The organism is Streptomyces sp. NPDC002779 (assembly GCF_042888685.1).
Classification (GTDB): Bacteria; Actinomycetota; Actinomycetes; order Streptomycetales; family Streptomycetaceae; genus Streptomyces.
In genome coordinates this window covers 41,531-62,215 of record NZ_JBIAQC010000006.1, presented here as the reverse complement: position 1 = coordinate 62,215, position 20,685 = coordinate 41,531, and the positions used below count along the sequence as shown (strand labels likewise).

Sequence of the window (20,685 nt, the reverse complement as noted above, 5' to 3'; positions counted from 1 at the left end):
AATTTATTACCGAGGATCACGCAACGGCGGTACTGCCGCCGCCAGCAGCCCGAATGCCCGCTCGGCCGCCGCCACCGCGTCCCCCCGCACGTCCGCCACCCGTTCCCCCGCCGCGATCCGCCGCCAGTTCTCCAGCGCGAGGATCCGCTGCACGGCGATGATCTGCCCCGCCGCCAGCCGCGCGTCCAGATCCCCGCCGAGCGCCTCGGCGAGCGCGGCCTCGGCCCGCTGCTGGTGGAGGTACGCGCGGGCGACCAGCGAGGGGGTCCCGTACAGCAGCGAGTGGAAGGCGAGCACCTGCGGATGGTCGTTGAGCCCGGTCACCGGATCGCACCGCTCGAGCCCGGCGAGGAAATGCCGCCGCAGCGCGTCCACGGGCGACCCCGTCGCCTCCGCGACCACCCGTGCCGCCTCGTCCTCGTGATCGGAGATCCGGTACAGGACGAGGTCCTCCTTCGCCGGGAAGTACCGGAAGAGCGTCGGCTTGGAGATCTCCGCCGCGGCGGCCACCTCCGCGACCGACACCGCGTCGAAGCCCTTCTGCAGGAACAGCCGGATCGCCACCTCCGACACGGCTTCGTACATCCGCCGCTTCTTCCGCTCCCGCAGCCCGCTCTCGCTCATGGCCCGAGCCTACGCACCGCGCTCAGGAGGTCGGTCCCGCTGACCCGAGCTGCCGCCGAGCTCCGGGCTGGCAGGAAGCCGGGAGCCAACGTCAGTCTCGTCCTTGAACCGCTCTCAACACCGACTGCAACGAATTCACGACCGACATCGCCCCGGCCTCGTTCAGCAGCCTCGCCTTGCGGTCGTTACGCGCGTAGCCGAGGAACGCGACTCCGGCCGCCCGCGCGGCGAAATAGTCCGTGGGGGCATCGCCGATCATCAGCGCAGAAGCAGGGGCCACACCCATCGCCCTCAGGGCCCGGTTGAGGCAGTCCGGGTCGGGCTTGAGGTGGTTGAGCCGCTGGGTGCGGCCATAGATGTGCGGGGTGAAGCACGCGGTGAGATCGCGGCTCTCCAGGTAGGCGCGCACTACCCGCGGGGAGTTGTTCGTCGCGATGGCCAGCCGGGAGCCGACCGCGGTCAAGGTACGGATCAATGGATCGGCGTACGGCGTCGGCATCGCGGAGGAGGTGGCCTTCAGCTCCTCTGTGGTCAAACGATCCTCCAGCTCGGCAACCAGGTCACCGCCCGGGTGCCGTCGGTCCACTGCCCGCAGCACGACATGCGGGTCGAGGGCGTCCCGCTCGGCCGCCGTCAGCAGATCGTGCAGGCCACGACCCTCCAGCCAGTCCACCAGGTCCGTCGCCACGCGTTCCGCCGTGTGTCTCGCGAACAGACGGCAGATCGGCCCGTCGAAGTCCCAGAGGACCACACGGGCGTTCCTGACCAGGTCGTGCAGTTCGGCGGGGGCGTGCTCGGTCCGGTCGGTCTCGGCTTCAGTCTGCGCCTCAGAGGTCACTAGGAGAGTGTCACGTCCTTGGTGATGGTTTCCCAGAGGGCGTCGAACCACTTCTGCGATTCCGCCACGAAGGCCCGGTCACGCTCCGCGGCCCGCCGGGCGAAGGAGAACAGCAGGGACTGGGCACCGACCGCGTCGTACATCTCCAGGGTCCGGCTCTCGTACTCCTCCTCGCGCTCGGTGACGACGTAGTAGCCGAGCAGCGCCTCCTCGCCGTTGAGCAGGTACAGCTTCACCGGCGGGGTGAAGGGCAGCCCGCGGAAGCTGACCCGCACATCGATGCCGTGCGGCATCCCTCGCAGGGCAAGGAGATTGTGCCGGAGCACCTGGGCCTGGGCGTTGCGGATGCCCAGCCAGCGCCGGTGCAGGGAGTCGTCGTCGGCGTCGCCCTCGATCAGGACCGGGAAGGCGAGCGTGATGTCCCGGGACGGCAGCAGGATGCGCACGTCGATCGACTCCGGGCGCAGGGTGCCCTCGTGGATCCGGCGCAGCGGGTCGCCGAGGGCCAGCATCAGAGTCTCGGCGGAGTGGCAGAGCACGTCCACGCGCACGTGCCGGGCGGCGAACGCCTCCACCAGGCGCGGGGCGAGTCCGACCATGGTCGGCTGGGGCTCGCCGCGGGCGGGGGCCGGCACGGCGATCCGCGGGGGGCTGCCCTTGCTGACGTTGCTGAGCAGGCCGTCCTCCTGGAGCGCGCGCAGGGCCTGGCGGACCGTGCCGCGTTCCACGCCGAACTCCTCGGCGAGTTCGGCCTGGGTGGGCAGCCGGTCCCCCGCCTTGAGGTCTCCGGCACGGATCCGTTCCCGCAGGGTGTCGGCGATCTCCTGCGGCGAGAGCCTTCTGCTGCCGTTCACTGCCACGTTCTCCTGAGTCACGACCGGACGGGGACGACCTGAGCAGAGCTCGGAAGATGATCAGCTCGTGAGATCCAGCTCCGAACTGATCGTCTCCCACAGGGAGTTGAACCACAGATTGGACTGCTCCACGAACGTGGTGTCGCGCAGCCCAGTGCCCTGCTCGAAGGCGAACAGCATGGACCGGGTGCCCTCGGCGTCGTACAGCTCCAGGGACTCGTGGTCGACCTCCTCCTCGCGGCGCGTCACCGTGTAGTACGCGAACAGCGCCTCCGCGCCGTTGAGCAGGTACAGCTTCACCGGCGGGGTGAAGGGCAGCGCGCGGAAGGTGACCCGCACGTCGATGCCGTGCGTCGCCCGCAGCGCCAGCAGATTGTGCCGGAGCACCTGGCCCTGGGCGTTGCGCTGGGCGAGCCAGTGGCGGCGCAGCCGGCCCGCGGCCGAGGCGTCCACGGGGGCCGGGAAGGCGAGGGCGATATGGCGGCTCGGCAGCAGGACACGGACGTCGACCTTGGCCGGTTTCAGCCGCCCGGCGTGGATCTGGCGCAGCGGTTCACCGATGGCGAGGGTGAGGGAGATGGCGGTCAGACACAGGGCGTCGATCTCCACGTGCGGGGCGGCGAAGGCGGCCCCTATCCGGGGCGCGAGGGCCACCGTGGTGGGCAGCGGCGGGGCTCCGGAGCCGGTCAGCGCCCTGCCGAGGTCGGGGGCGACGATGGCCGGGCTGCCCTTGGACACATTGGTGAGCAGCCGCTCCGACTGCAGGATCCGCAGCGCCTGCCGTACGGTTCCCCGCTCCACACCGAACTCGTGCGCCAGCTGGGCCTGGGTGGGCATGCGCTGGCCGGGCCGCAGAGCGCCGGATCTGATCCGGGCGCGCAGCTCGTCGGCCACCTCACGATGTGACGTCTGTGGCCGAGGTGACCTCTTCCGCCCAGTGGCGGAGGCGTGTTTCGGGTCCACGGCCAAACAGTACAACTTCCCGCCATCTTTGGGCAGTTCAGCGGAAGGTGGTTATGAGCCGCTTCCATGCGGTGATAAGTACAGAGAAGTTGGTCGCCAACTTGAGCAACCTGGTCACAGGTTCACGGGGTTGGCGATCCTGGATCCACATCGGCCGACCGGGTTCCCTTCCGGAGGGGAGCCGGGAGCCCGGGCGGCCGGCACCACCGAGCGACAACCACAACTGAACAGCACGCTACGGATGAGCACGCAGGACAAGGCCTGTCACCGGCGGGAGGAGCTCAGAAAAGGTCCGGGCACCAAGGCCGCCTGGACGTACGCAGCAGGGCGTCGGCCAGCCGGGCGGCGCCCGCTCGTTCTTCCACCGCCCGGCCGAGCGCGGCCAGCCGTACGGTGGACTCGTCGCCGAGCCAGAGCGTGGCGAGGTCGGAGAGGGTCAGCGTGAGGTCGGCGCTGTCGGTGGTGGCCGCGCAGGTCCCGGCGCCGTTCGCGTCCGCCTCCACCCGGTACCGCCCGCCGCCGCCGACGACGTCGAGCACCAGTGCCCCCGCCCCCGCGTACGTCCGCGCCTCCATCGCCCGGACGACATCGAGGATCCGCACCCACAGCCAGTCGGCCTGGCTGGTGATGCGGGCGCCCCGCGGGTCGGGGAAAAGGTGCGGGACCAGGTCGTCGGGGGCCCGCCAGCCGGTCTTCACGGTGGTGATCCAGTCGATGGAGCACAGATACCGCCACAGGGCCCGCTCGGCGGCCGGAGAGACCGCCATCAGCCACTTCACCTTCGCGGTGTTCAGCGGCTGCTTGCCGTCGCCCCAGTGATCGTCGGAGGTGTACGCCACCATGCCCTCCACCTCACCGGCAGGTGAGCGGTAGACGGCGTAGTGCGGCTCGACGAAGGGATGGAAGAACTCGACGGCGCCGGTGGTGATCTGCCACCACAGGTCGTCGCGGCTGACGGCGCCGGGCTGGGTGCGGCGCAGGCGCTCATGCAGCTCGGGGCCCAGCTTGCGGACGTCCGGGGCGTCGACGAGGTCGATCCGGCCGCCGTCCCCGGGTCCTGACCAGCGGGGGTCGAGGCCGGTGCGGGGCACGTCGATCGTCCACTCGGCCATGGTGGTGGCGGGGCCGAAGCCGTAGCGGCCGTAGATCGGGTACTCGGCGGCGATCAGGGTGGCGACGACGTCCCCGCGCTCCTGGGCGGCGGCCAGGTCGCGCTCCATCATCCGGCCGAGGAGACCTCGGCGGCGGTGGGTGGGGGAGACGGTGACGTTGGTGACGGCGTCGGCCCGGACGGCGGCGCCGCCGACGGCGGTGAGCTGCTGGTCGAAGGAGCGGAAGGTGGCGACGCAGCGGTCACCGTCGAAGGCGCCGAGGAGCCTGCCGGGGACGAACCACGGCTTCCTGGCGGCGAGTTGGTCCTCGGTGAGGGTGGGTTCGCGCAGAAAGCCGATGTTCACGGCCCGGGTCCAGTCGGTGAACTCGGCCTCGGTGATCGGTCGGACGTCGATGTCAGCGGCGCGGGTCATGGACTCACGTTAGGCGCGGGCCGGTGGGGGTGTCGCGGCGATTTCTCCGGCCCTCGTCACCCCCCGCGCACGGCTCACAGCAGCAGATCGTCCACCTGCGCCTCCCCCTCCCGGTACCGGCGGGCGATCTCCGCGCTGCAGTCGTCCGCCGTGCGCTGCAGGACGTGGCGGCGCAGCGAGACCTGCTGTTCGTAGCGGACCAGCCGGGCCATCGCCTCGGTCAGCTCCAGGTCCGTGCGGGCGCCGAGGTCGGACAGTTCGACCTCCGCCAGCATCTCCGCGGCCAGCCGCCGGTACTCCTCGCTGTGCGGCGTGCCCAGCGTGACGTGGCGGGCCGAGGAGCGGTGGCGGGCCGGGGCGTCCCGGAGGATCTCCGGCAGCCGCTCCACGACGGACGCGGCGCCCAGCGGCGAGCGCCGGGCCAGCTCCGCCCGCAGGATGTCGATCCGCCCCTGGAGCAGCCGCCGTACATAGCTCAGGTCCGCCTCGTCGCGCTGGGCGGCCCGGCGCAGCGTGCGCAGCTCGGGCAGGCGCAGCGGCAGCAGATCGCGCCCGGGCGGATCGGCGGCCGGCCGCGGCTGCTGTTCCGCCGCGGAGCGCTGGGCGGGCGGGCGGAGCCGGTTCCGGCCGCCCGCGTGGGTCAAGGAGACAACCCCAGGGGGCTGCCCCGTACTCGGTGTGCTCATGTGCCTCTACCGTCCCCTCGACCGGCGTGTGGGAGCATCGTGCCACCCCAAGTGGCCGCTATGTGACCGAGTGCCCCCGATCGGCCCCAGATGGGGGGTTAAGGAGCAAAAAAGAATCTCTTCGCGGGCCGCTTCCGGCCGCACGGCATGATGGGGCCCATGCGTGCAGTGGTGCAGAGGGTGGACGGCGCGAGCGTCGTCGTCGAGGGACGGACCGTCGGGGAGATCGACGGGGAGGGCCTGTGCGTCCTCGTGGGAGTCACCCACGAGGACACCAAGGAGAAGGCGGCCCAACTGGCCCGCAAGCTCTGGTCGCTCCGCATGCTGCACGACGAGAGGTCGTGCAGTGACATCGACGCCCCGCTCCTGGTCATCAGCCAGTTCACGCTCTACGGCGACGCCCGCAAGGGCCGCCGTCCCACCTGGAACGCCGCCGCCCCCGGCGAGGTGGCCGAGCCGCTGGTCGAGGAGGTCGTCGCCCAGCTGCGCGCCCTCGGCGCGACGGTGGCGACGGGCCGCTTCGGCGCGCAGATGCGCGTCTCCCTCACCAACGACGGCCCGTTCACCGTGCTGCTGGAGATCTAGTCCTGCTGGAGATCTGAAAGACGGGGCTACGGCAAGACCGGGCTACGGCTCTACGACGACTTCCTGCGCCGCGGCCGTCTCCCCCGCCACCAGCGGCGCGTCCGTCGGCACGTTCCGCTTCACCAGCGCCAGCGCGACCGGGCCCAGCTCGTGGTGGCGTACCGGCGTCGTGATGAAGCCGATCTTGCGGCCGTCGGGTCCCTCCTCCGCGAGCCGGAGCTCCGTCCCGGCGGGCGGCAGGTGGACGTCGCTGCCGTCGAGGTGCAGGAAGACCAGCCGGCGCGGCGGCTTGCCGAGGTTGTGGACCCGGGCGACCGTCTCCTGGCCGCGGTAGCAGCCCTTCTGGAGGTGGACCGCGCTGCCGATCCAGCCCAGCTCGTGCGGGATCGTGCGGTGGTCGGTCTCGAAGCCGAGGCGCGGGCGGTGGTGCTCGACGCGCAGGGCCTCGTAGGCGAGCAGCCCGGCCGCGGGGCCGGTCTTCTCGGCGTAGGTCTCCAGTTCCGCACGCGGCAGGAAGAGATCACGGCCGTACGCCGTCTCGCGGACGACGACGCCGTCCGGGACCTCGGCGATGGACCCGGCGGGCAGGTGCACCACGGCGATGTCGGCGGTCCGGTCGGTGACCTCGACCTGGTAGAAGAACTTCATCGACTCCAGGTACGCGATCAGCGCCTCCTGGGTGCCGGGCTCCACATGGGCCCACACCGTGGTGCCGTCGTCCACCAGGTACAGCGCGTGCTCGATGTGGCCGTGCGCGGAGAGGATCAGCGCCTCGGTGGCCTCGCCCGGGGGCAGCTCGCTGACGTGCTGGGTGAGCAGCAGATGCAGCCAGCTCAGCCGGTCCGCCCCGGTCACGGCGACCACCCCGCGGTGCGAGAGGTCGACGAAACCGGCGCCGCCGGCGAGGGCGCGCTGCTCACGGAACAGATCGCCGTAGTGGGCGGCGACACCTTCGTCCACGCCCTCGGCGGGGACGGCGCCGGGCAGGGTCAGCAGAGGGCTCTTCATAAGCGCAAGCCTACGACTCGGTAGTTGAATTCTTCAGCGAGCTCTCGCGGGAGCAGTCCTTGCACCGCCCGAAGATCGCGAAGTGCTTCATGTCGGTCTCGAAGCCGAAGGTGTCCCGCAGCTTGGCCGTGAAGTCGGCCGCCACCGACACGTCCGCCTCGATCACGTTGGTGCAGTCGCGGCACACCAGGTGGAGGTGGTGGTGCCGGTCGGCGAGGTGGTACGTCGGCGCGCCGTGCCCGAGGTGGGCGTGGCTGACGAGACCCAGCTCCTCCAGGAGCTCCAGGGTCCGGTACACCGTAGAAATGTTGACCCCCGACGCCGTCTTCCTCACTTCCACGAGGATGTCGTCGGGGGTCGCGTGCTCAAGGGTGTCCACGGCTTCGAGCACGAGTTGCCGCTGCGGCGTCAGCCGGTAGCCGCGCTGCCTGAGGTCGCTCTTCCAGTCGGTGCTCACCACACCGACGAGTCTAGAGCTATCTCACGACAGGCCTACTTGAAGAATGCGATCCCGTCGTCGGGCATGTCGTCCGGGAGGGCCTTGGCCCAGCGCTCGACGTCCTCGGGGGTGACGACCTTCTTCAGGTGCGCCGACATGTAGGGGCGCAGCTCGACCTCGGGGGTCTGCTTCTCGCCGACCCACATCAGGTCGCTCTTGACGTAGCCGTACAGACGCTTGCCGCCGGTGTAGGGGGCGGAGGCGGCCGTACGGGCCACCGCGTCCGTGACCAGGTCGATCTGGGGCTTCTTGTCGGCCAGCGCGCCGTACCAGATCTCGATGACGCCGTCGTCGCGGGTCATCGTCACCTCGACCTTGCGGTCGGCGTCGATCCGCCAGAAGCCGTGCTCCGACTCCAGGGGCCTGACCTTGTTCCCGTCGTTGTCCAGCACCCAGGTGTGGGACCGGTACTCCAGGAAGTCCCGGCCGTCGTGCGTGAAGGCGACCTCCTGTCCGAAGTTGCACTTCTCGGAGCCGGGGAAGTCGTGCACGCCCGCACCGGCCCAGTTGCCGAGCAGGAAGGCGAGCGGGACGAGGTCCTTGTGGAGGTCGGACGGAATCTCGATCATGGGTGGCAGTTCCTAGACGGGGGTCAGCGCTGGCCCTGGTACAGCTTCTTCACGGTCAGTCCGGCGAAGCCGAGGACGCCGATGGCGACCAGAACCAGCAGGATCTCGAAGAAGAGGATCACGGGACGCTCCTTGGTGAGCTACGGGGCGATTGCACAAAGGCCGGGCCCCAGCTTACGCGGCCGGGGCCCGGCCCACGTGGCGAGGTCAGCCCAGCAGCTGGCTCTGCAGGGTGACGGTCTGCCGGAAGGGGACGGTCAGCGCCTTGCCCTTGCGGGACTGGACGACGAGCGCGAGGACGTCACCGGCGGTCACGTACGCCTGCCTGACCTGCTGGGCGCCGTACGGCTCGGCCTCCGCGTAGACGTACCGCATGATCTCCGGCAGCCGTTCGATCTGCGCGAAGCCCTCGTCGTACTCGGAGAACGTGTCGCCGCGCACCCGGTAGGCCGGGCCGCCGGCCGGGGCGATGCTGCCGGACGTCAGCTCGTCCACGACCTCCGCGGTGCCGAACTGCAGCAGGTACACCTGGGTGCTGGTGCCGTCGGTGGTGGTCCAGCCGCGGGCGGCGATGTGCCGCAGGCCGTGGTCGACGAGCTTCTGCCCCAGTTCCTCGCGCTCCGCCCGGTCGGGGAACAGCGACAGGAACTCCTTAGTCGCCAGCCAGCCGTCGTCGCCGCGCAGCGCCTTGTTCTCCGTGGCGCCCTCGGGCGCGGGCAGGAGCAGGGCGCGCAGGTCGGCGTGGTGCGTGCCGGCCGGGTTGTCCTCGGCGAGCGGACCCGGGCTGCCGGAGGGCAGCGGGGGCCGGGTGAGCGTGGGGTAGTCCCAGCGCCCGTCCGAGGCGGTCGCCAGGCCCGGTACGTCGGTCCGCTCCATCCGTGTGATGCCGTACGCGGACGCGGCACCGACGGCCGCGAAGACGGTGACGGCGGCGGTCCAGCGCAGGACGGCGCGCAGGACCCGGCGGTCCTTGGGAACCTTGGCGGCCGGGGCCGGGACGGGCGGCGGTACGTCGGACTCCTCGCGGTCGATGACCATCACGGGCGCCTGGTCTTCGTGCACGCTCATACTGCCTTCCCCGGTTCGGCGATGCGGTCGAGCTGGACGCGCAGCAGGTCCGCGATGCCGTCGGTGTCCAGTGGTCCGACACCGTCCGCGGTGACGGTGATCAGGACGTCGCCCTGGTAGGCGGAGCAGTACAGGTAGTCCAGGGCCACGTCCTCGTCCTTCGGGGACAGGAAGCAGCGGGCGTTCTTGTAGCCCTTGATCTTCGGGCCGTCCCGGAAGAAGCCCAGGGAGTCGAGGAGCTCGCTCTGGAAGGTCGAGCTGCCCCGGACGGTGGAGCGGTTCTCCATCTGGGACAGCACGACGCTCGCGGTGAACGCGCCGCCGTTCTCCGTGTCGACGTAGCTGCGCATCGCCATGCCGGTGATCCGTGCCTTGTCGATCTGCTCCTCCAGCTGCCGGCGCTGGGTGCGGGGCAGACCGCGCAGGGACTCCTTGCGCAGGGCGGTGGCCTGGGCCCCGCCGAGCGACACGTCGGAACCGAACTCCCCGAGGTCGGGCCCCCGTTCCCACCCCCGGGTGCCATACGGCACGAGGCTCCCGGCAAGCCCGGAGGGCCGTTCCGCCCGGTTCTCACGAGCGGGCCCGTCACCCTCCGGATACACCCACACAGGCGCCCCCGCATCCCGCTCGGCCCCCCGCACGGTCACGACGGTATGCCCAACCCCGACAACCACGGCCGCAACCAACAACAGAACCCCACCGACCCGAACAACTCGCCCAAGCCGAGGAGCCTTCCTGCCCCCCGAACCCTGCCCGCCGCCTATGACCCCGACCCCGGCGGTCGCGGCTGCGGGCTCGGGCTCGGGCTCGGGCTCGGGCTCGGGCTCGGGCTCGGGCTCGGGCTCGGACTCGGACTCGGACTCGGACTCGGGCTCGGCCCCGATCGCGGTCGCAGACTCGGCTCCTGAGGCAGGCGCAGACACCGACTCGGACACGGTCGCGGCGGCGATCTCAACCCCAGACCCGATCCCGGTCGCGGTCGCGGTCTCAACCCCGGACCCGGGCTCGGATCCGATCGCGGTCGCGGCTGCGGCCTCGGGCCCGGTGTTGGCCCCGGACCCGATCACCTTCGTGGAGCCGGACCCGGCCGGGGCCCCGGACTCGGTCCCGACCACGGTCGCGGGAGCGGTTGCCGTCGCGGCCTCAGGCCCAGCCTCGGGCCCGGACCCGAACGCGGTCCCGGTTGCCGCTGCGGCTGCGGTCGCGGTCTTCGTCACGGTCTCCGACTCGGATCGAATCGCGGCCGGGGCCTCAGTCCCGGCCTCGACCCCCGACTCGGTCACGGTCCCGGTTCCGATCCCAATCGCGGTCTCAGTCCCGGCGCTGGTCCCGGTATCGGCCTCGGACTCGGACTCGGCCCCAGACCCGGACCCAGACCCGGACCCGGTCCCGGTTGCCGCCGCGGCTGCGGTCTCGGCCTCGGACCCGGGCCCGGTTGCCGCTGCGGGTGTGGTCTCGATCCCGGGCTCGGTTCCGGATTCAGCCTCGTCGGCGGTCTCAGGCCGGCTCCCGGGCGTGGGCGTGGTCTCGACGTCGGCCTCGTGTCCGGACTCGCTCACCGTCTCGGTTGCCGTCTCGGCTTCGGTCGCCGGCTCGGGCCCGGGGCCGGGCTCAGTCTCAGCCCCGGCCTCTGCCCCGGGCTGGGTGGCGGCATCTGATCCGGATCCGGGTTCCGGGGCGGTTTTTGGTGTGGTCACAGCCGCTCCATTTGGCGTTCGGCCAGGGGCAGGATGGTCTTCTTGGTGATCGGGGTCGGGCTGTAGACCCAGATCTCCACGGCGATGTCGCCGCGCCAGGCGTGGGCCTCCGCCGCGTAGAGGGGCTCGTAGCCCGGCTCGGAATCCGGGACCGTGTGGACGTAGGCCATGCCGTCCTCGGTGCCCGGGACGGTCCAGCTGTCGGTGTTCTCGTCGCCCTCGGACCAGGGATGGCTGCCGTCGGCCCAGTACTGGCCGTCCCGCGCGGAGTTCCTGGCGGCCATGAACTCCTCCTGCCGGTACTGGACCAGCCGGATCTCGACGGTGTACGAGTCGGTCTCCCAGGCGGTGACGGCCGCGCGGCGGAAGGTGGAGGCCATGTTCCGGTACGCGCCTTCCGGCCCACCGAAGGTCTCGGCGTAACCGGCCAGGTCCATCCAGCCGTCGGAGCCGTCGAGCCACTGGGCCTTCTTCGCTCCGGCCGGCTTCTTCAGCAGCAGCTTGCGCAGATCGCCGTCGGTCCTGACCTGGCGATCGTGCGCGGCGGACAGCGGCGCCGGGCCCTTGCCCCGGGCCTGCGTCAGCTCCGGCTGCGAGAGCGACGGCAGCCGTGTCGGCGCGCGGTCGGCCTGGACGAGATAGCCGACGCAGGTGCCGGCCACCAGGCCGAGCAGGGCCGCGCCGGTGAGCAGCAGCGTCGTACGCCCACGGCGGCGCGGGCGGGACGGCTCAGGGGCCGCCTCTTCGGGTACTTCCACAACGTCCCCCCACAGAACGTGAAGCACGCATTCCGTATGCGCGCTCACAGGAGACCCATGGCCAAAGCTCTTGGTTGTAGGAGAGTTGATTACGATTCAGCCATGGCGAAGAAGCTCGTGATCAAGGTGACGGCCGGAGCGGACGCCCCCGAGCGCTGCTCACAGGCGTTCACGGTGGCGGCAGTGGCCGTCGCCAGCGGGGTCGAGGTCTCCCTGTGGCTGACCGGGGAGTCCGCGTGGTTCGCCCTCCCGGGCCGGGCCGCCGAGTTCGAACTGCCGCACGCGGCCCCGCTGCCCGACCTGCTCGACTCGCTCCTGGCGGGCGGCCGGGTGACCCTGTGCACGCAGTGCGCGGCACGCCGGGACATCACCGAGAAGGACGTCCTGGACGGCGTACGCATCGCGGGCGCGCAGGTGTTCGTCCAGGAGGCGCTGGGGGACGAGACGCAGGCGCTCGTCTACTGAGACCTACCGAGACCTACTGAGACCGCGGACGGTTCCTGCCGTCCAGTTCGTCCCACCACTCGTCGGACTTCGGGTCACCGGAGGGGTCGTCCCACCAGCGGTCGTCGGGACCCCGCCGGTTGGCGATCACCGCGGCCAGCGGCGGGATCACCATCGCCACCACGCACATGCCCACCGCCACCGGCACCGACCACAGGCGTACGACGGCCCAGGCCAGGACGAACAGCACGATGCAGCTGCCCATCATGGCGAAGTACAGACGACGCCGCCGTGCGTACATACCTCCAGGGTAGGTCCGGACAGGCGGAAGGGCCGCACCCCGGCGTCCAACCCGGGGGTGCGGCCCTTCGGCCGTACAGGGGTCCTCAGACCGCGATCGCGACCTCCGCCAGGCCGCCCTGCTGGGCGACGACGGTACGGTCCGCGGTGCCGCCGGGCACCAGCGCCCGCACGGTCCACGTGCCCTCGGCCGCGTAGAAGCGGAACTGGCCCGTGGCGGAGGTGGGGACCTCCGCGGTGAACTCGCCGGTCGAGTCCAGCAGCCGGACGTAGCCGACGATGGGCTCGCCGTCCTTCGTCACCTGGCCCTGGATGGTGGTCTCACCGGGCTTGATCGTCGAGGCGTCGGGGCCGCCGGCCTTCGCTCCGCACATGTGAATCTCCTGAGGGGTCTGGAAGGTCGGGGCTTACTTGTTGGCGCCGAGCTCGATCGGCACGCCGACGAGGGAGCCGTACTCGGTCCAGGAGCCGTCGTAGTTCTTGACGTTCTCCACGCCGAGCAGCTCGTGCAGCACGAACCAGGTCAGCGCCGAGCGCTCACCGATCCGGCAGTAGGCGATCGTGTCCTTGGCCAGGTCCACCTGCTCCTCGGCGTAGAGCTCCTTGAGCTCCTCGTCCGACTTGAAGGTGCCGTCGTCGTTGGCGTTCTTCGACCACGGGATGTTGCGGGCGGACGGGACGTGGCCCGGGCGCTGCGACTGCTCCTGCGGCAGGTGGGCCGGGGCGAGCAGCTTGCCGGAGAACTCGTCGGGCGAGCGCACGTCGACCAGGTTCTGCGAACCGATCGCGGCGACCACGTCGTCCCGGAAGGCGCGGATGGAGGTGTCCTGGGCCTTGGCCTTGTACTGGGTCGCCGGACGCTCGGGCACCTCGGTGCCGTCGACCAGCTCGCGGGCGTCCAGCTCCCACTTCTTGCGGCCGCCGTCGAGGAGCTTGACGTTCTCGTGGCCGTACAGCTTGAAGTACCAGTAGGCGTACGACGCGAACCAGTTGTTGTTGCCGCCGTAGAGGATCACCAGCGTGTCGTTGGCGATGCCCTTCGCCGACAGGAGCTTCTCGAAGCCCTCCTGGTCGATGAAGTCGCGGCGGACCGGGTCCTGCAGGTCCTTGGTCCAGTCGATGCGGATCGCGTTCTTGATGTGGTTCTTCTCGTAGGCGGACGTGTCCTCGTCCACCTCCACGATCGCGATGTTGCTGTCGTCCAGGTGCTCCTGGAGCCAGTCGGCGTCGACCAGGACGTCGCTGCGGCTCATGCTTGTTCTCCTCCGGGGCAGTTGCGGCGGGGCGTGCAAGTGAGAGGGGTGCGCGTTCCGGGTGCGGCGGCGCACGAATGCCCTGGGCAGGGCGGCGGGGGATGCGAGGAGTCGGCGCTCTTCGCTCAGAAGGGGCGACAGAGCATGGCGGCGACGCGGCACAGGTCTACTGCCCGCCGCTTCGTGAGATCCGCCTGTCGCTTCATAGCTGCGATCGTAGGGAGAGACGGCCATGCGTGTCACCGGCGTGTCGCATGCTGAGACACGATCGTCCGGGATGTGGGATGAATGAGGGGCCCGGCCCTGCCCCGTACGGCTTTCGGCCCCCTGTATCCGTCGTCACATCTACGCTGCGGACGGCGCCGTCTCGCCCCTCGGACACCGGGCGTTCACCAACGGGCGTATTACCCCGCGAGCCGGACGTTCGAACCCCGCACCGCGATCTCCACGCCGTTCTTCGCCGCCTCGACCTTGTCCAGCTGGATGCCGCCCGGCAACCCGTCGATCCGCTGCTCGAAATCGGTGATCGAGCGGACCTCGCCCTCCGCCACCTCGACGACCAGGTTCGGCAGGTTGTCGGCGTGCACCTTCACGATGTCACCGTCGACGGTGACCGTGCTGAGCACGGGGTAGGTCCGCGCCAGGCCCGCGGCCTCGACCCTGACGTTCACCTTGATCTTGCCGTTGCCGCCGTCGGAGAGGCCGACGACCTCGGCGGTCGCCCCGGGGAAGATCTGCCGCGGTTCCGACTCGGCGGCCTTGAGCAGTTCGTCGTAGGAGATGCTCGCGGTGCCGTTCGCGGTGGCCGCGGTGGCGGAGCTGTAGTCGCCGGAGAACCGCACGCCCCTCATGTTCGCCTGGAGATCGTCGATGCGGATGGTCTCGCCGGTGCCCGCGGCGGCCTCGTAGTCCGCGATGCCGACCTCGACGTCGTCCAGTTCACCGCCGGCCACCTGGGTGAGGAAGGGGAAGCCGTTGATGGACACGTCGGGGGTGGTGGCGAGGTTCTCCGTGTTCTTCAGTTTCTCGGCGACCTCGTCCTCGGCGAACCCGACGGCCAGCCGGTCGGCGAGCACGAAGAGGCCGCCGAGTACCACGACGACGATCAGCAGTATCCGCAGTGCGCGCATTGTCGGTTTCCCCTACCCAGGCGGTCACGACGACCGGGTGGCCGCCCTGGGGGGAGAGTAACCCCGCGATGTCGGGGGCCCGCCGGATTGTCGATCACCTGTGACAGGCGAACGCGCTATCCCAGCGCCCGTCCCAGCACGTAGACCGCCGGTGCCGCGGCCGCCAGCGGCAGTGCCACGCCCGCGGTGAAGTGGACGAACCTCGACGGGTAGTCGTAGCTCGCCACCCGGTGGCCGATCAGCGCGCAGCCGCCCGCCGCCGCGCCGAGCAGCGCGCCCTGGGCGCCCACGTCCGTCAGCCCGCCGACCGCGATGCCCGCACCCGCCGCGGCGAGCAGGGAGACGATCACCGAAGCCGGAGTGGGCAGCGGAAGGGCCCGGGCCACCAGGGCGACCGCCACCGCCGCCGCGCCCACCGTCACCGCGTCCGCCGCCGCGGCCAGGTACCCGGCCGCCACGATGGCCAGGGCCGCCGAGGCGACCGTCGCCATCAGGCCGTACATCCGCTCGTCCGGGTCGGCGTGCGAGCGGAGCTGGAGGACCAGGGCCAGCAGGACCCAGACGCCGAGGGTGCCGAGGATCGCCGCGGGGGCGCGGTCCGCGACGAGCAGCGCCACGTCCGCCGTCAGGGCGCCCGCGAAGGCCAGCGCGATGCCCTGGCGGGCCGGCCACATGCCGTTCAGCCGGAACCAGCCGGCCGCGGTGACGGCCTGGAGGACGACCAACGGGACGAGGAGGGCGTACGTGCCGATCGCGGCGGTGCCCGACAGGAGCAGTCCCAGCAGGGCCGTCAGCGCCGCGGGCTGCATGCCGGGCTCGATGACCGGCGAACGCCCCTCCAGGCGCGCCCGCTGGGCGTCGGTGACGCGGGGGTTGCCTGCGATGGTGGCCGGGCCGTAGCCGGACTCGCCGGCCGCGGGGTCCGGGGCCGGCGTCCGGGCCGGTTCCGGGGCCGGGGCCTCCGGGGGCAGCGGGGCCGCGTAGGGCTGGTGCCCCTGCTGGGGCAGGTACGCCGTCTCCGCCGCCGACACCGGTGCCTGGACCTGCGTCTCCCAGGTCTGCCCCTGCCACTGCTGGGTGTAGTGCTGGGCGGCCTGCGGGTCCTCGTACCCCTGCCACCCCTGCTGGGCCTGCGCCTGCTGCTGCCCGTACGGGTCGTAGGCGTCGTACCCGCCCTGATACGGCTGGCCGCCCTGATACGGCTGGCTGCCCTGGTACCGCTGGTCGCCCTGGTAGGGCTGCTCACCTTGGTACGACTGCTCACCCTGGTAGGGCTGTTCGCCGTGGTACGGCTGGTTGGTCATCGCTCATCCTCCTGCGAACGGCGGGAGCACCTCGACCGTGCCGCCGTCGGCCAGCCGTACCGTCTCATGCTCGCGGGTACCCACGGGGTCACCGTCGATGAGGAAGGAGCATCGCAGCAGGACGCGCGAGAGTTCCCCGGGGTGTCGCCCCCGCACCGCGGCGAGCGCGTCGGCGAGCGTGGCCGCCTCGTACGGCTCCTGCGCGACCCCGGCCGCGGCCTTCGCGGCGGCCCAGTAGCGCACCGTGACCTTTGCCATCCCGTTCCTCTGTCCCTTCGGCCGCCGACAGGTTTCCGCACCTGCCGGCAGGGCCAGGCTAGCCCGCCCGGCCGACGGCCCAGTGACCGATGCGGGCCAGCAGGTCGTCGGTGGCCGCGTGCTCGGCGTGGCCCATGCCCGGCTCCAGCCACAGTTCGCCGTGGTCACCGGCGGCCTCGGCCAGCATGCGCGGGTGGTCGAGCGGGAAGTAGCCGTCGCGGTCGCCGTGCACGATCAGCAGCGGGGCCGGGGCGATCCCCGGCACCGACTCCACCGGGGAGAGCGGCACCGGGCTCCAGTCCCGGTGGTGGATGCGGGTCCGCAGTCCGTAGCGGCCCACCAGGCGGCCCTCGGGGCGGGTTACCAGCCAGTGCAGGCGCCGCATAGGGGCCGTGCCCCGGTAGTACCAGCGGGCGGGGGCACTGACCGAGACCACCGCGTCCGTACGCGCTTCCGTGCGCCCCTCGCGCATCGGGCCCCCGGGTCCGTACAGCGCCCCGTGCCGCAGCACCACGGACCCGCCCATGGAGAAGCCCACCGTCACCACGCGCGCGTGCCCGAGGTCCCGCGCCCACGCCACCGCGGCCGCCAGGTCGAGCACCTCCCGGTCCCCCACCGTCGACCGCCCGCCCGAGCGGCCGTGGCCCCGGAAGGAGAACGTGACCACGGCCCCGTACTGCGCGAACGCGGTCGCCACCCGGCGCACGTGCGGGCGCTCCACATCGCCCGTGAAGCCGTGCGCGACCACGAACACCGGGCCATCGGAAGGTGTCGTTCCGGCGTCGTACACGGACCGGCCCGGTTCGTATACGGAATCGATGGCCACTCCGTCGTCGGTGCGCAGAAACGTCCGCATAGGGGGGCGTCTGGTCGTCTCAGAGTTCGGAACAGGCGTCGAACGCGCCACATGACCTGCCGGACCAGTCCTCATGTGGGCTATTGTGCTGGGCAGAGGACTCGGGCAGCGAAGCCCCCGGGTCCTTTTGTGCTTTCGGAAGCGTTGTATACGACGCGGGAAACCGCGGGTGTACGGAGCCTTCGGGAGGCAGAGCTGTACCGCTGTGCCGCAAACGTCCTCGCAGGGACCGAGGAGGAACCAGACGTATGAGTTCTCTGCTGCTCCTGACCAATGCCCTCCAGCCGTCGACGGAGGTGCTCCCGGCTCTCGGCCTGCTCCTGCACAACGTGCGAGTGGCCCCGGCCGAGGGCCCCGCCCTCGTCGACACCCCGGGCGCCGACGTCATCCTGATCGACGGCCGCCGTGATCTGCCGCAGGTGCGCAGCCTGTGCCAGCTGCTGCGCTCCACCGGCCCCGGCTGCCCGCTCATCCTCGTCGTCACCGAGGGCGGCCTCGCCGCCGTCACCGCCGACTGGGGCATCGACGACGTGCTCCTGGACACCGCGGGACCGGCGGAGGTCGAGGCGCGGCTGCGACTGGCCATGGGCCGCCAGCAGATCGTCAACGACGACTCCCCCATGGAGATCCGCAACGGCGACCTCTCCGTCGACGAGGCGACCTACTCCGCGAAGCTCAAGGGCCGGGTCCTCGACCTCACCTTCAAGGAGTTCGAGCTCCTCAAGTACCTCGCCCAGCACCCGGGCCGCGTCTTCACCCGCGCGCAGCTGCTCCAGGAGGTCTGGGGCTACGACTACTTCGGCGGCACCCGCACGGTCGACGTGCACGTCCGGCGCCTGCGCGCCAAGCTCGGCCCGGAGCACGAGTCGCTGATCGGCACGGTCCGGAACGTGGGTTATCGATTCGTTACGCCCGAGAAGAGCGAGCGCGGCGCCGAGGAGGCGCGGGCCAAGGCGGCACCGCAAAAGGCGGAGGATGCGGACGAGACGGCCGTCCTGGACGGTGTCGAGGTCAGTGCGGACGCCTAGGACTCCCGGACCGCGCTCGGGCGGGGTGCGGCCGGGCTGCTTTACGCCCTGCCCAGAGCGGGTCCATCCGCGTAGACTCCGCGCGTGGCCAAGGTAACCAGGGATGACGTGGCGCGGCTGGCAGGAACCTCCACTGCCGTCGTCAGCTATGTCATCAACAACGGACCCCGGCCGGTTGCCCCGGCCACCCGCGAGCGTGTCCTCGCCGCGATCAAGGAGCTGGGGTACCGGCCCGACCGGGTCGCGCAGGCCATGGCCTCGCGGCGCACGGACCTCATAGGCCTGATCATCCCGGACGCGCGCCAGCCCTTCTTCGGGGAGATGGCGCACGCGGTCGAGCAGGCCGCCTCCGAGCGCGGGAAGATGGTCCTGGTCGGCAACACCGACTACGTCGGCGAGCGCGAGGTCCACTATCTGCGGGCCTTCCTGGGGATGCGGGTCTCCGGTCTGATCCTGGTCAGCCACGCGCTGAACGACCTGGCCGCCGCGGAGATCGACGCCTGGGACGCCCGGGTGGTGCTGCTCCACGAACGCCCCGAGGCGATCGACGACGTCGCCGTCGTCACCGACGACCTCGGCGGCGCCCAGCTCGCCGTCCGGCATCTGCTGGAGCACGGCTACGACTACGTCGCCTGTATGGGCGGCACCGCCGAGACCCCTTCGGTCGGCGACCCGGTCTCCGACCACGTCGAGGGCTGGAAGCGGGCGATGGAGGAGGCCGGCCTCCCGACCGAGGGACGGCTCTTCGAGGCGCCGTACAACCGGTACGACGCCTACCGGATAGCGCTGGAGATCCTCGCCGGGCCCCGGCGTCCGCCGGCGATCTTCTGCTCCACCGACGACCAGGCGATCGGTGTGCTGCGGGCCGCCCGGGAGCTGCGCATCGAGGTGCCGGGCGAGCTGGCCGTCGCCGGGTTCGACGACATCAAGGAGGCGGACCTGGCGGATCCGCCGCTGACCACGGTCGCGAGCGACCGGTCCGCCATGGCCCGGGCCGCGGTCGACCTGGTGCTGGACGACGGTCTGCGGGTCGCCGGTTCCCGGCGGGAGCGGCTGAAGGTGTTCCCGTCGCGGCTCGTGGTGCGGCAGTCCTGCGGCTGCGCGTAGCCGCCTTTACAACGGGCATACGAGGTTCTGTCGGGCTTCTCAGGAAGCGCTCAGGGAGCTCTCATCGTCGGGCGACAAGCTCATGGACATGACCGAGAGCTTCCGCCGCGACGGCGAGTACGAGCAGCACGCTTCGGCCTCCGTGCACCCGGAATGGCCGCCTCCGCCGGCATACCAGCCGACCACCCGGACCGAGGACACTCCGCGCAGGAAGCGGGCCCGCGGCCCCCTCGCCCTCCTCGCCGCCGTCGCCCTGGTGGCCGCGGCCGTGGGCGGCGGGAGCGCGTACGCCGTCCAGGAACTGACCGGCAGTGACACCGTCGCCGCCGGCACCACGACCACCAGCGTGGTGCCCGCCGCCAAGAAGGGCGACATCGCGGCCATCGCCGAGGCGGTCAGCCCCAGCATCGTCGAGATCAGCGCGACGTCGAACTCCGGTGAGTCCACCGGTTCCGGCGTGATCATCACCAGCGACGGCGAGATCATCACCAACAACCACGTCATCTCCGGCGCCTCCTCGATCAAGGTGACGACCAGCGACGGCAAGGAGTACAGCGCCGAGGTCGTCGGCACCGACAGCGGCAAGGACCTCGCGCTGATCAAGCTCGCGGACGCCTCGGGACTGCAGGCGGCGAGCCTCGGCGACTCCGACGGCGTCCAGGTGGGTGACACGGTCGTGGCGATCGGCTCGCCCGAGGGCCTGACCGGCACCGTGACCAGCGGCATCGTCTCGGCGCTCGACCGCGATGTCACCGTCTCCACCGGCGAGGGCCGGCAGCAACAGCAGCAGGGCGGCGGGGGCTGGCCGTTCGAGTTCGGCGGCCAGGAGTTCAACGGCGACACCGGCTCGTCCACGACGACGTACAAGGCGCTGCAGACCGACGCCTCGCTGAACCCGGGCAACTCCGGCGGCGCGCTGATCGACATGAACGGCGACATCATCGGCATCAACTCCGCGATGTACTCGTCGGCTTCGGCCTCCTCCGACGCCGGCAGCGTCGGCCTCGGCTTCGCCATCCCGGTCAACACCGTCAAGTCCGACCTCGCGAAGCTGCGGTCGGGGTCCCAGAACTGAGGGGTACGTCATGATCAAACAGGTCTCGCACCCGGCCCCCGCCGACACCGACCCGGCGCGCTTCGCGGCGGCCCTGGAGGTGGCGTACGAGCTGCACGCCCCCGCGCCGCCCCGGGCCCCCGAGCTGGCCACGGGCCGTACGACCACCCGCCGCGCCCACCGCCGTACGCCCGCACGGGCCTGACCTGTCCCTCAACGCACCCGCTGCGAACATGCGACGCTGAAGGCGTCGACCCGTCCTTCCGCACCCGAGGA

27 protein-coding genes are annotated in these 20,685 nt (G+C 71.2%); 7 read left to right on the top strand and 20 right to left on the bottom strand.

What is annotated here, in order from left to right; all coding sequences use genetic code 11:
- Positions 1 to 6: 6 nt before the first annotated feature.
- The 6 genes from ACFYW5_RS18350 to ACFYW5_RS18325 all read right to left on the bottom strand — a co-directional run bounded on the left by ACFYW5_RS18350 (position 7) and on the right by ACFYW5_RS18325 (position 5,491).
- Positions 7 to 624, bottom strand: a complete 618-nt coding sequence (locus ACFYW5_RS18350) for a TetR family transcriptional regulator (protein WP_389418046.1) — start codon at positions 622 to 624, stop codon at positions 7 to 9.
- A 91-nt stretch (positions 625 to 715) separates the two neighbouring features.
- Positions 716 to 1,462, bottom strand: coding sequence for an HAD family hydrolase (locus ACFYW5_RS18345; RefSeq protein ID WP_389418045.1), 747 nt, complete (start codon positions 1,460 to 1,462; stop codon positions 716 to 718).
- Positions 1,462 to 2,316: a GntR family transcriptional regulator gene (locus ACFYW5_RS18340; RefSeq protein ID WP_389418044.1), complete on the bottom strand. Its 855-nt coding sequence runs from the start codon at positions 2,314 to 2,316 to the stop codon at positions 1,462 to 1,464. The genes ACFYW5_RS18345 and ACFYW5_RS18340 overlap by 1 nt, the downstream gene beginning before the upstream one ends.
- A 60-nt stretch (positions 2,317 to 2,376) precedes the next feature.
- Positions 2,377 to 3,285: a GntR family transcriptional regulator gene (locus ACFYW5_RS18335; protein ID WP_389418043.1), complete on the bottom strand. Its 909-nt coding sequence runs from the start codon at positions 3,283 to 3,285 to the stop codon at positions 2,377 to 2,379.
- A 275-nt stretch (positions 3,286 to 3,560) separates the two neighbouring features.
- Positions 3,561 to 4,805 carry a GNAT family N-acetyltransferase gene (locus ACFYW5_RS18330; RefSeq protein ID WP_389418042.1) on the bottom strand — a complete coding sequence of 415 codons (1,245 nt, stop codon included), beginning with the start codon at positions 4,803 to 4,805 and terminating at the stop codon, positions 3,561 to 3,563.
- 74 nt (positions 4,806 to 4,879) lie between these two features.
- Complete coding sequence (locus tag ACFYW5_RS18325; RefSeq protein WP_389418041.1) at positions 4,880 to 5,491, bottom strand: aerial mycelium formation protein; 612 nt, start codon at positions 5,489 to 5,491, stop codon at positions 4,880 to 4,882.
- A gap of 159 nt (positions 5,492 to 5,650) precedes the next feature.
- Here ACFYW5_RS18325 and dtd point away from each other — a divergent pair, with 159 nt between their 5' ends.
- Positions 5,651 to 6,076, top strand: coding sequence for a D-aminoacyl-tRNA deacylase (dtd, locus tag ACFYW5_RS18320; protein WP_389418040.1), 426 nt, complete (start codon positions 5,651 to 5,653; stop codon positions 6,074 to 6,076).
- A 42-nt stretch (positions 6,077 to 6,118) separates the two neighbouring features.
- On the opposite strand, the gene ACFYW5_RS18315 is transcribed toward dtd, so the two are convergent.
- The 5 genes from ACFYW5_RS18315 to ACFYW5_RS18295 all read right to left on the bottom strand — a co-directional run bounded on the left by ACFYW5_RS18315 (position 6,119) and on the right by ACFYW5_RS18295 (position 9,750).
- Entirely contained in the window at positions 6,119 to 7,084 is a 966-nt protein-coding gene (locus ACFYW5_RS18315; protein ID WP_389418039.1) for a YgfZ/GcvT domain-containing protein, read from the bottom strand.
- Positions 7,085 to 7,094: 10 nt separating this feature from the next.
- On the bottom strand, positions 7,095 to 7,544 hold the full coding sequence (locus tag ACFYW5_RS18310) for a Fur family transcriptional regulator (RefSeq protein ID WP_389418038.1): 450 nt from the start codon (positions 7,542 to 7,544) through the stop codon (positions 7,095 to 7,097).
- Between the two features lie 32 nt (positions 7,545 to 7,576).
- Positions 7,577 to 8,152 (bottom strand): FABP family protein, encoded by a 576-nt coding sequence (locus ACFYW5_RS18305; protein ID WP_389418037.1) that lies wholly within the window; start codon positions 8,150 to 8,152, stop codon positions 7,577 to 7,579.
- 207 nt (positions 8,153 to 8,359) lie between these two features.
- Positions 8,360 to 9,220 (bottom strand): hypothetical protein, encoded by an 861-nt coding sequence (locus ACFYW5_RS18300; RefSeq protein ID WP_389418036.1) that lies wholly within the window; start codon positions 9,218 to 9,220, stop codon positions 8,360 to 8,362.
- On the bottom strand, positions 9,217 to 9,750 hold the full coding sequence (locus ACFYW5_RS18295) for a hypothetical protein (RefSeq protein WP_389418035.1): 534 nt from the start codon (positions 9,748 to 9,750) through the stop codon (positions 9,217 to 9,219). The genes ACFYW5_RS18300 and ACFYW5_RS18295 overlap by 4 nt, the downstream gene beginning before the upstream one ends.
- 123 nt (positions 9,751 to 9,873) lie before the next feature.
- Here ACFYW5_RS18295 and ACFYW5_RS18290 point away from each other — a divergent pair, with 123 nt between their 5' ends.
- Positions 9,874 to 10,128 carry a hypothetical protein gene (locus ACFYW5_RS18290; RefSeq protein WP_389418034.1) on the top strand — a complete coding sequence of 85 codons (255 nt, stop codon included), beginning with the start codon at positions 9,874 to 9,876 and terminating at the stop codon, positions 10,126 to 10,128.
- A 785-nt stretch (positions 10,129 to 10,913) separates the two neighbouring features.
- On the opposite strand, the gene ACFYW5_RS18285 is transcribed toward ACFYW5_RS18290, so the two are convergent.
- Positions 10,914 to 11,675 (bottom strand): hypothetical protein, encoded by a 762-nt coding sequence (locus tag ACFYW5_RS18285; protein WP_389418033.1) that lies wholly within the window; start codon positions 11,673 to 11,675, stop codon positions 10,914 to 10,916.
- 102 nt (positions 11,676 to 11,777) lie between these two features.
- On the opposite strand from ACFYW5_RS18285, the gene ACFYW5_RS18280 reads away from it, so the two are divergent.
- The gene (locus ACFYW5_RS18280) at positions 11,778 to 12,140 is read left to right on the top strand and encodes a DsrE family protein (protein ID WP_351984740.1); all 363 of its coding nucleotides are present in this window, start codon (positions 11,778 to 11,780) and stop codon (positions 12,138 to 12,140) included.
- Positions 12,141 to 12,153: 13 nt separating this feature from the next.
- On the opposite strand, the gene ACFYW5_RS18275 is transcribed toward ACFYW5_RS18280, so the two are convergent.
- The 8 genes from ACFYW5_RS18275 to ACFYW5_RS18240 all read right to left on the bottom strand — a co-directional run bounded on the left by ACFYW5_RS18275 (position 12,154) and on the right by ACFYW5_RS18240 (position 17,295).
- Positions 12,154 to 12,420, bottom strand: coding sequence for a DUF3099 domain-containing protein (locus ACFYW5_RS18275; protein ID WP_389418032.1), 267 nt, complete (start codon positions 12,418 to 12,420; stop codon positions 12,154 to 12,156).
- Positions 12,421 to 12,505: 85 nt separating this feature from the next.
- A complete protein-coding gene (locus ACFYW5_RS18270; RefSeq protein WP_015659522.1) occupies positions 12,506 to 12,793 on the bottom strand; it encodes a DUF1416 domain-containing protein in 288 nt (95 codons plus the stop codon).
- 33 nt (positions 12,794 to 12,826) lie between these two features.
- Positions 12,827 to 13,672, bottom strand: coding sequence for a sulfurtransferase (locus tag ACFYW5_RS18265; RefSeq protein ID WP_389418031.1), 846 nt, complete (start codon positions 13,670 to 13,672; stop codon positions 12,827 to 12,829).
- 125 nt (positions 13,673 to 13,797) lie between these two features.
- Complete coding sequence (locus ACFYW5_RS18260) at positions 13,798 to 13,878, bottom strand: Ms5788A family Cys-rich leader peptide (RefSeq protein WP_350751515.1); 81 nt, start codon at positions 13,876 to 13,878, stop codon at positions 13,798 to 13,800.
- Between the two features lie 198 nt (positions 13,879 to 14,076).
- Positions 14,077 to 14,802, bottom strand: a complete 726-nt coding sequence (locus ACFYW5_RS18255; RefSeq protein WP_389418030.1) for a DUF2993 domain-containing protein — start codon at positions 14,800 to 14,802, stop codon at positions 14,077 to 14,079.
- Positions 14,803 to 14,918: 116 nt separating this feature from the next.
- A complete protein-coding gene (locus tag ACFYW5_RS18250) occupies positions 14,919 to 16,106 on the bottom strand; it encodes a hypothetical protein (protein ID WP_389418029.1) in 1,188 nt (395 codons plus the stop codon).
- A gap of 3 nt (positions 16,107 to 16,109) precedes the next feature.
- Complete coding sequence (locus ACFYW5_RS18245; protein WP_389418028.1) at positions 16,110 to 16,364, bottom strand: MoaD/ThiS family protein; 255 nt, start codon at positions 16,362 to 16,364, stop codon at positions 16,110 to 16,112.
- A gap of 58 nt (positions 16,365 to 16,422) precedes the next feature.
- Positions 16,423 to 17,295: an alpha/beta hydrolase gene (locus tag ACFYW5_RS18240; RefSeq protein ID WP_389418027.1), complete on the bottom strand. Its 873-nt coding sequence runs from the start codon at positions 17,293 to 17,295 to the stop codon at positions 16,423 to 16,425.
- Between the two features lie 173 nt (positions 17,296 to 17,468).
- On the opposite strand from ACFYW5_RS18240, the gene ACFYW5_RS18235 reads away from it, so the two are divergent.
- From ACFYW5_RS18235 to ACFYW5_RS18220, 4 genes are all read left to right on the top strand, one after another.
- Entirely contained in the window at positions 17,469 to 18,248 is a 780-nt protein-coding gene (locus ACFYW5_RS18235; RefSeq protein WP_389418026.1) for a winged-helix domain-containing protein, read from the top strand.
- Between the two features lie 84 nt (positions 18,249 to 18,332).
- Positions 18,333 to 19,355: a LacI family DNA-binding transcriptional regulator gene (locus ACFYW5_RS18230; RefSeq protein ID WP_389418025.1), complete on the top strand. Its 1,023-nt coding sequence runs from the start codon at positions 18,333 to 18,335 to the stop codon at positions 19,353 to 19,355.
- Between the two features lie 82 nt (positions 19,356 to 19,437).
- Positions 19,438 to 20,430 (top strand): S1C family serine protease, encoded by a 993-nt coding sequence (locus ACFYW5_RS18225; protein WP_389418024.1) that lies wholly within the window; start codon positions 19,438 to 19,440, stop codon positions 20,428 to 20,430.
- A gap of 10 nt (positions 20,431 to 20,440) precedes the next feature.
- Positions 20,441 to 20,614, top strand: a complete 174-nt coding sequence (locus tag ACFYW5_RS18220) for a hypothetical protein (RefSeq protein ID WP_389418023.1) — start codon at positions 20,441 to 20,443, stop codon at positions 20,612 to 20,614.
- The last annotated feature ends 71 nt before the right edge of the window (positions 20,615 to 20,685 follow it).

Excerpts from the sequence above, each read along its gene's own strand:
- ACFYW5_RS18225 (WP_389418024.1), top strand. The coding sequence starts at position 19,438 with ATGGACATGACCGAGAGCTTCCGCCGCGACGGCGAGTACGAGCAGCAC.
- ACFYW5_RS18220 (WP_389418023.1), top strand. The coding sequence starts at position 20,441 with ATGATCAAACAGGTCTCGCACCCGGCCCCCGCCGACACCGACCCGGCG.
- ACFYW5_RS18240 (WP_389418027.1), bottom strand. The coding sequence starts at position 17,295 with ATGAGGACTGGTCCGGCAGGTCATGTGGCGCGTTCGACGCCTGTTCCG.
- ACFYW5_RS18265 (WP_389418031.1), bottom strand. The coding sequence starts at position 13,672 with ATGAGCCGCAGCGACGTCCTGGTCGACGCCGACTGGCTCCAGGAGCAC.
- ACFYW5_RS18245 (WP_389418028.1), bottom strand. The coding sequence starts at position 16,364 with ATGGCAAAGGTCACGGTGCGCTACTGGGCCGCCGCGAAGGCCGCGGCC.
- ACFYW5_RS18325 (WP_389418041.1), bottom strand. The coding sequence starts at position 5,491 with ATGAGCACACCGAGTACGGGGCAGCCCCCTGGGGTTGTCTCCTTGACC.
- ACFYW5_RS18305 (WP_389418037.1), bottom strand. The coding sequence starts at position 8,152 with ATGATCGAGATTCCGTCCGACCTCCACAAGGACCTCGTCCCGCTCGCC.
- ACFYW5_RS18255 (WP_389418030.1), bottom strand. The coding sequence starts at position 14,802 with ATGCGCGCACTGCGGATACTGCTGATCGTCGTCGTGGTACTCGGCGGC.
- ACFYW5_RS18260 (WP_350751515.1), bottom strand. The coding sequence starts at position 13,878 with ATGAAGCGACAGGCGGATCTCACGAAGCGGCGGGCAGTAGACCTGTGC.
- ACFYW5_RS18280 (WP_351984740.1), top strand. The coding sequence starts at position 11,778 with ATGGCGAAGAAGCTCGTGATCAAGGTGACGGCCGGAGCGGACGCCCCC.
- ACFYW5_RS18270 (WP_015659522.1), bottom strand. The coding sequence starts at position 12,793 with ATGTGCGGAGCGAAGGCCGGCGGCCCCGACGCCTCGACGATCAAGCCC.
- ACFYW5_RS18330 (WP_389418042.1), bottom strand. The coding sequence starts at position 4,805 with ATGACCCGCGCCGCTGACATCGACGTCCGACCGATCACCGAGGCCGAG.
- ACFYW5_RS18300 (WP_389418036.1), bottom strand. The coding sequence starts at position 9,220 with ATGAGCGTGCACGAAGACCAGGCGCCCGTGATGGTCATCGACCGCGAG.
- ACFYW5_RS18315 (WP_389418039.1), bottom strand. The coding sequence starts at position 7,084 with ATGAAGAGCCCTCTGCTGACCCTGCCCGGCGCCGTCCCCGCCGAGGGC.
- ACFYW5_RS18290 (WP_389418034.1), top strand. The coding sequence starts at position 9,874 with ATGCCCAACCCCGACAACCACGGCCGCAACCAACAACAGAACCCCACC.
- dtd (WP_389418040.1), top strand. The coding sequence starts at position 5,651 with ATGCGTGCAGTGGTGCAGAGGGTGGACGGCGCGAGCGTCGTCGTCGAG.
- ACFYW5_RS18250 (WP_389418029.1), bottom strand. The coding sequence starts at position 16,106 with ATGACCAACCAGCCGTACCACGGCGAACAGCCCTACCAGGGTGAGCAG.
- ACFYW5_RS18350 (WP_389418046.1), bottom strand. The coding sequence starts at position 624 with ATGAGCGAGAGCGGGCTGCGGGAGCGGAAGAAGCGGCGGATGTACGAA.
- ACFYW5_RS18235 (WP_389418026.1), top strand. The coding sequence starts at position 17,469 with ATGAGTTCTCTGCTGCTCCTGACCAATGCCCTCCAGCCGTCGACGGAG.
- ACFYW5_RS18275 (WP_389418032.1), bottom strand. The coding sequence starts at position 12,420 with ATGTACGCACGGCGGCGTCGTCTGTACTTCGCCATGATGGGCAGCTGC.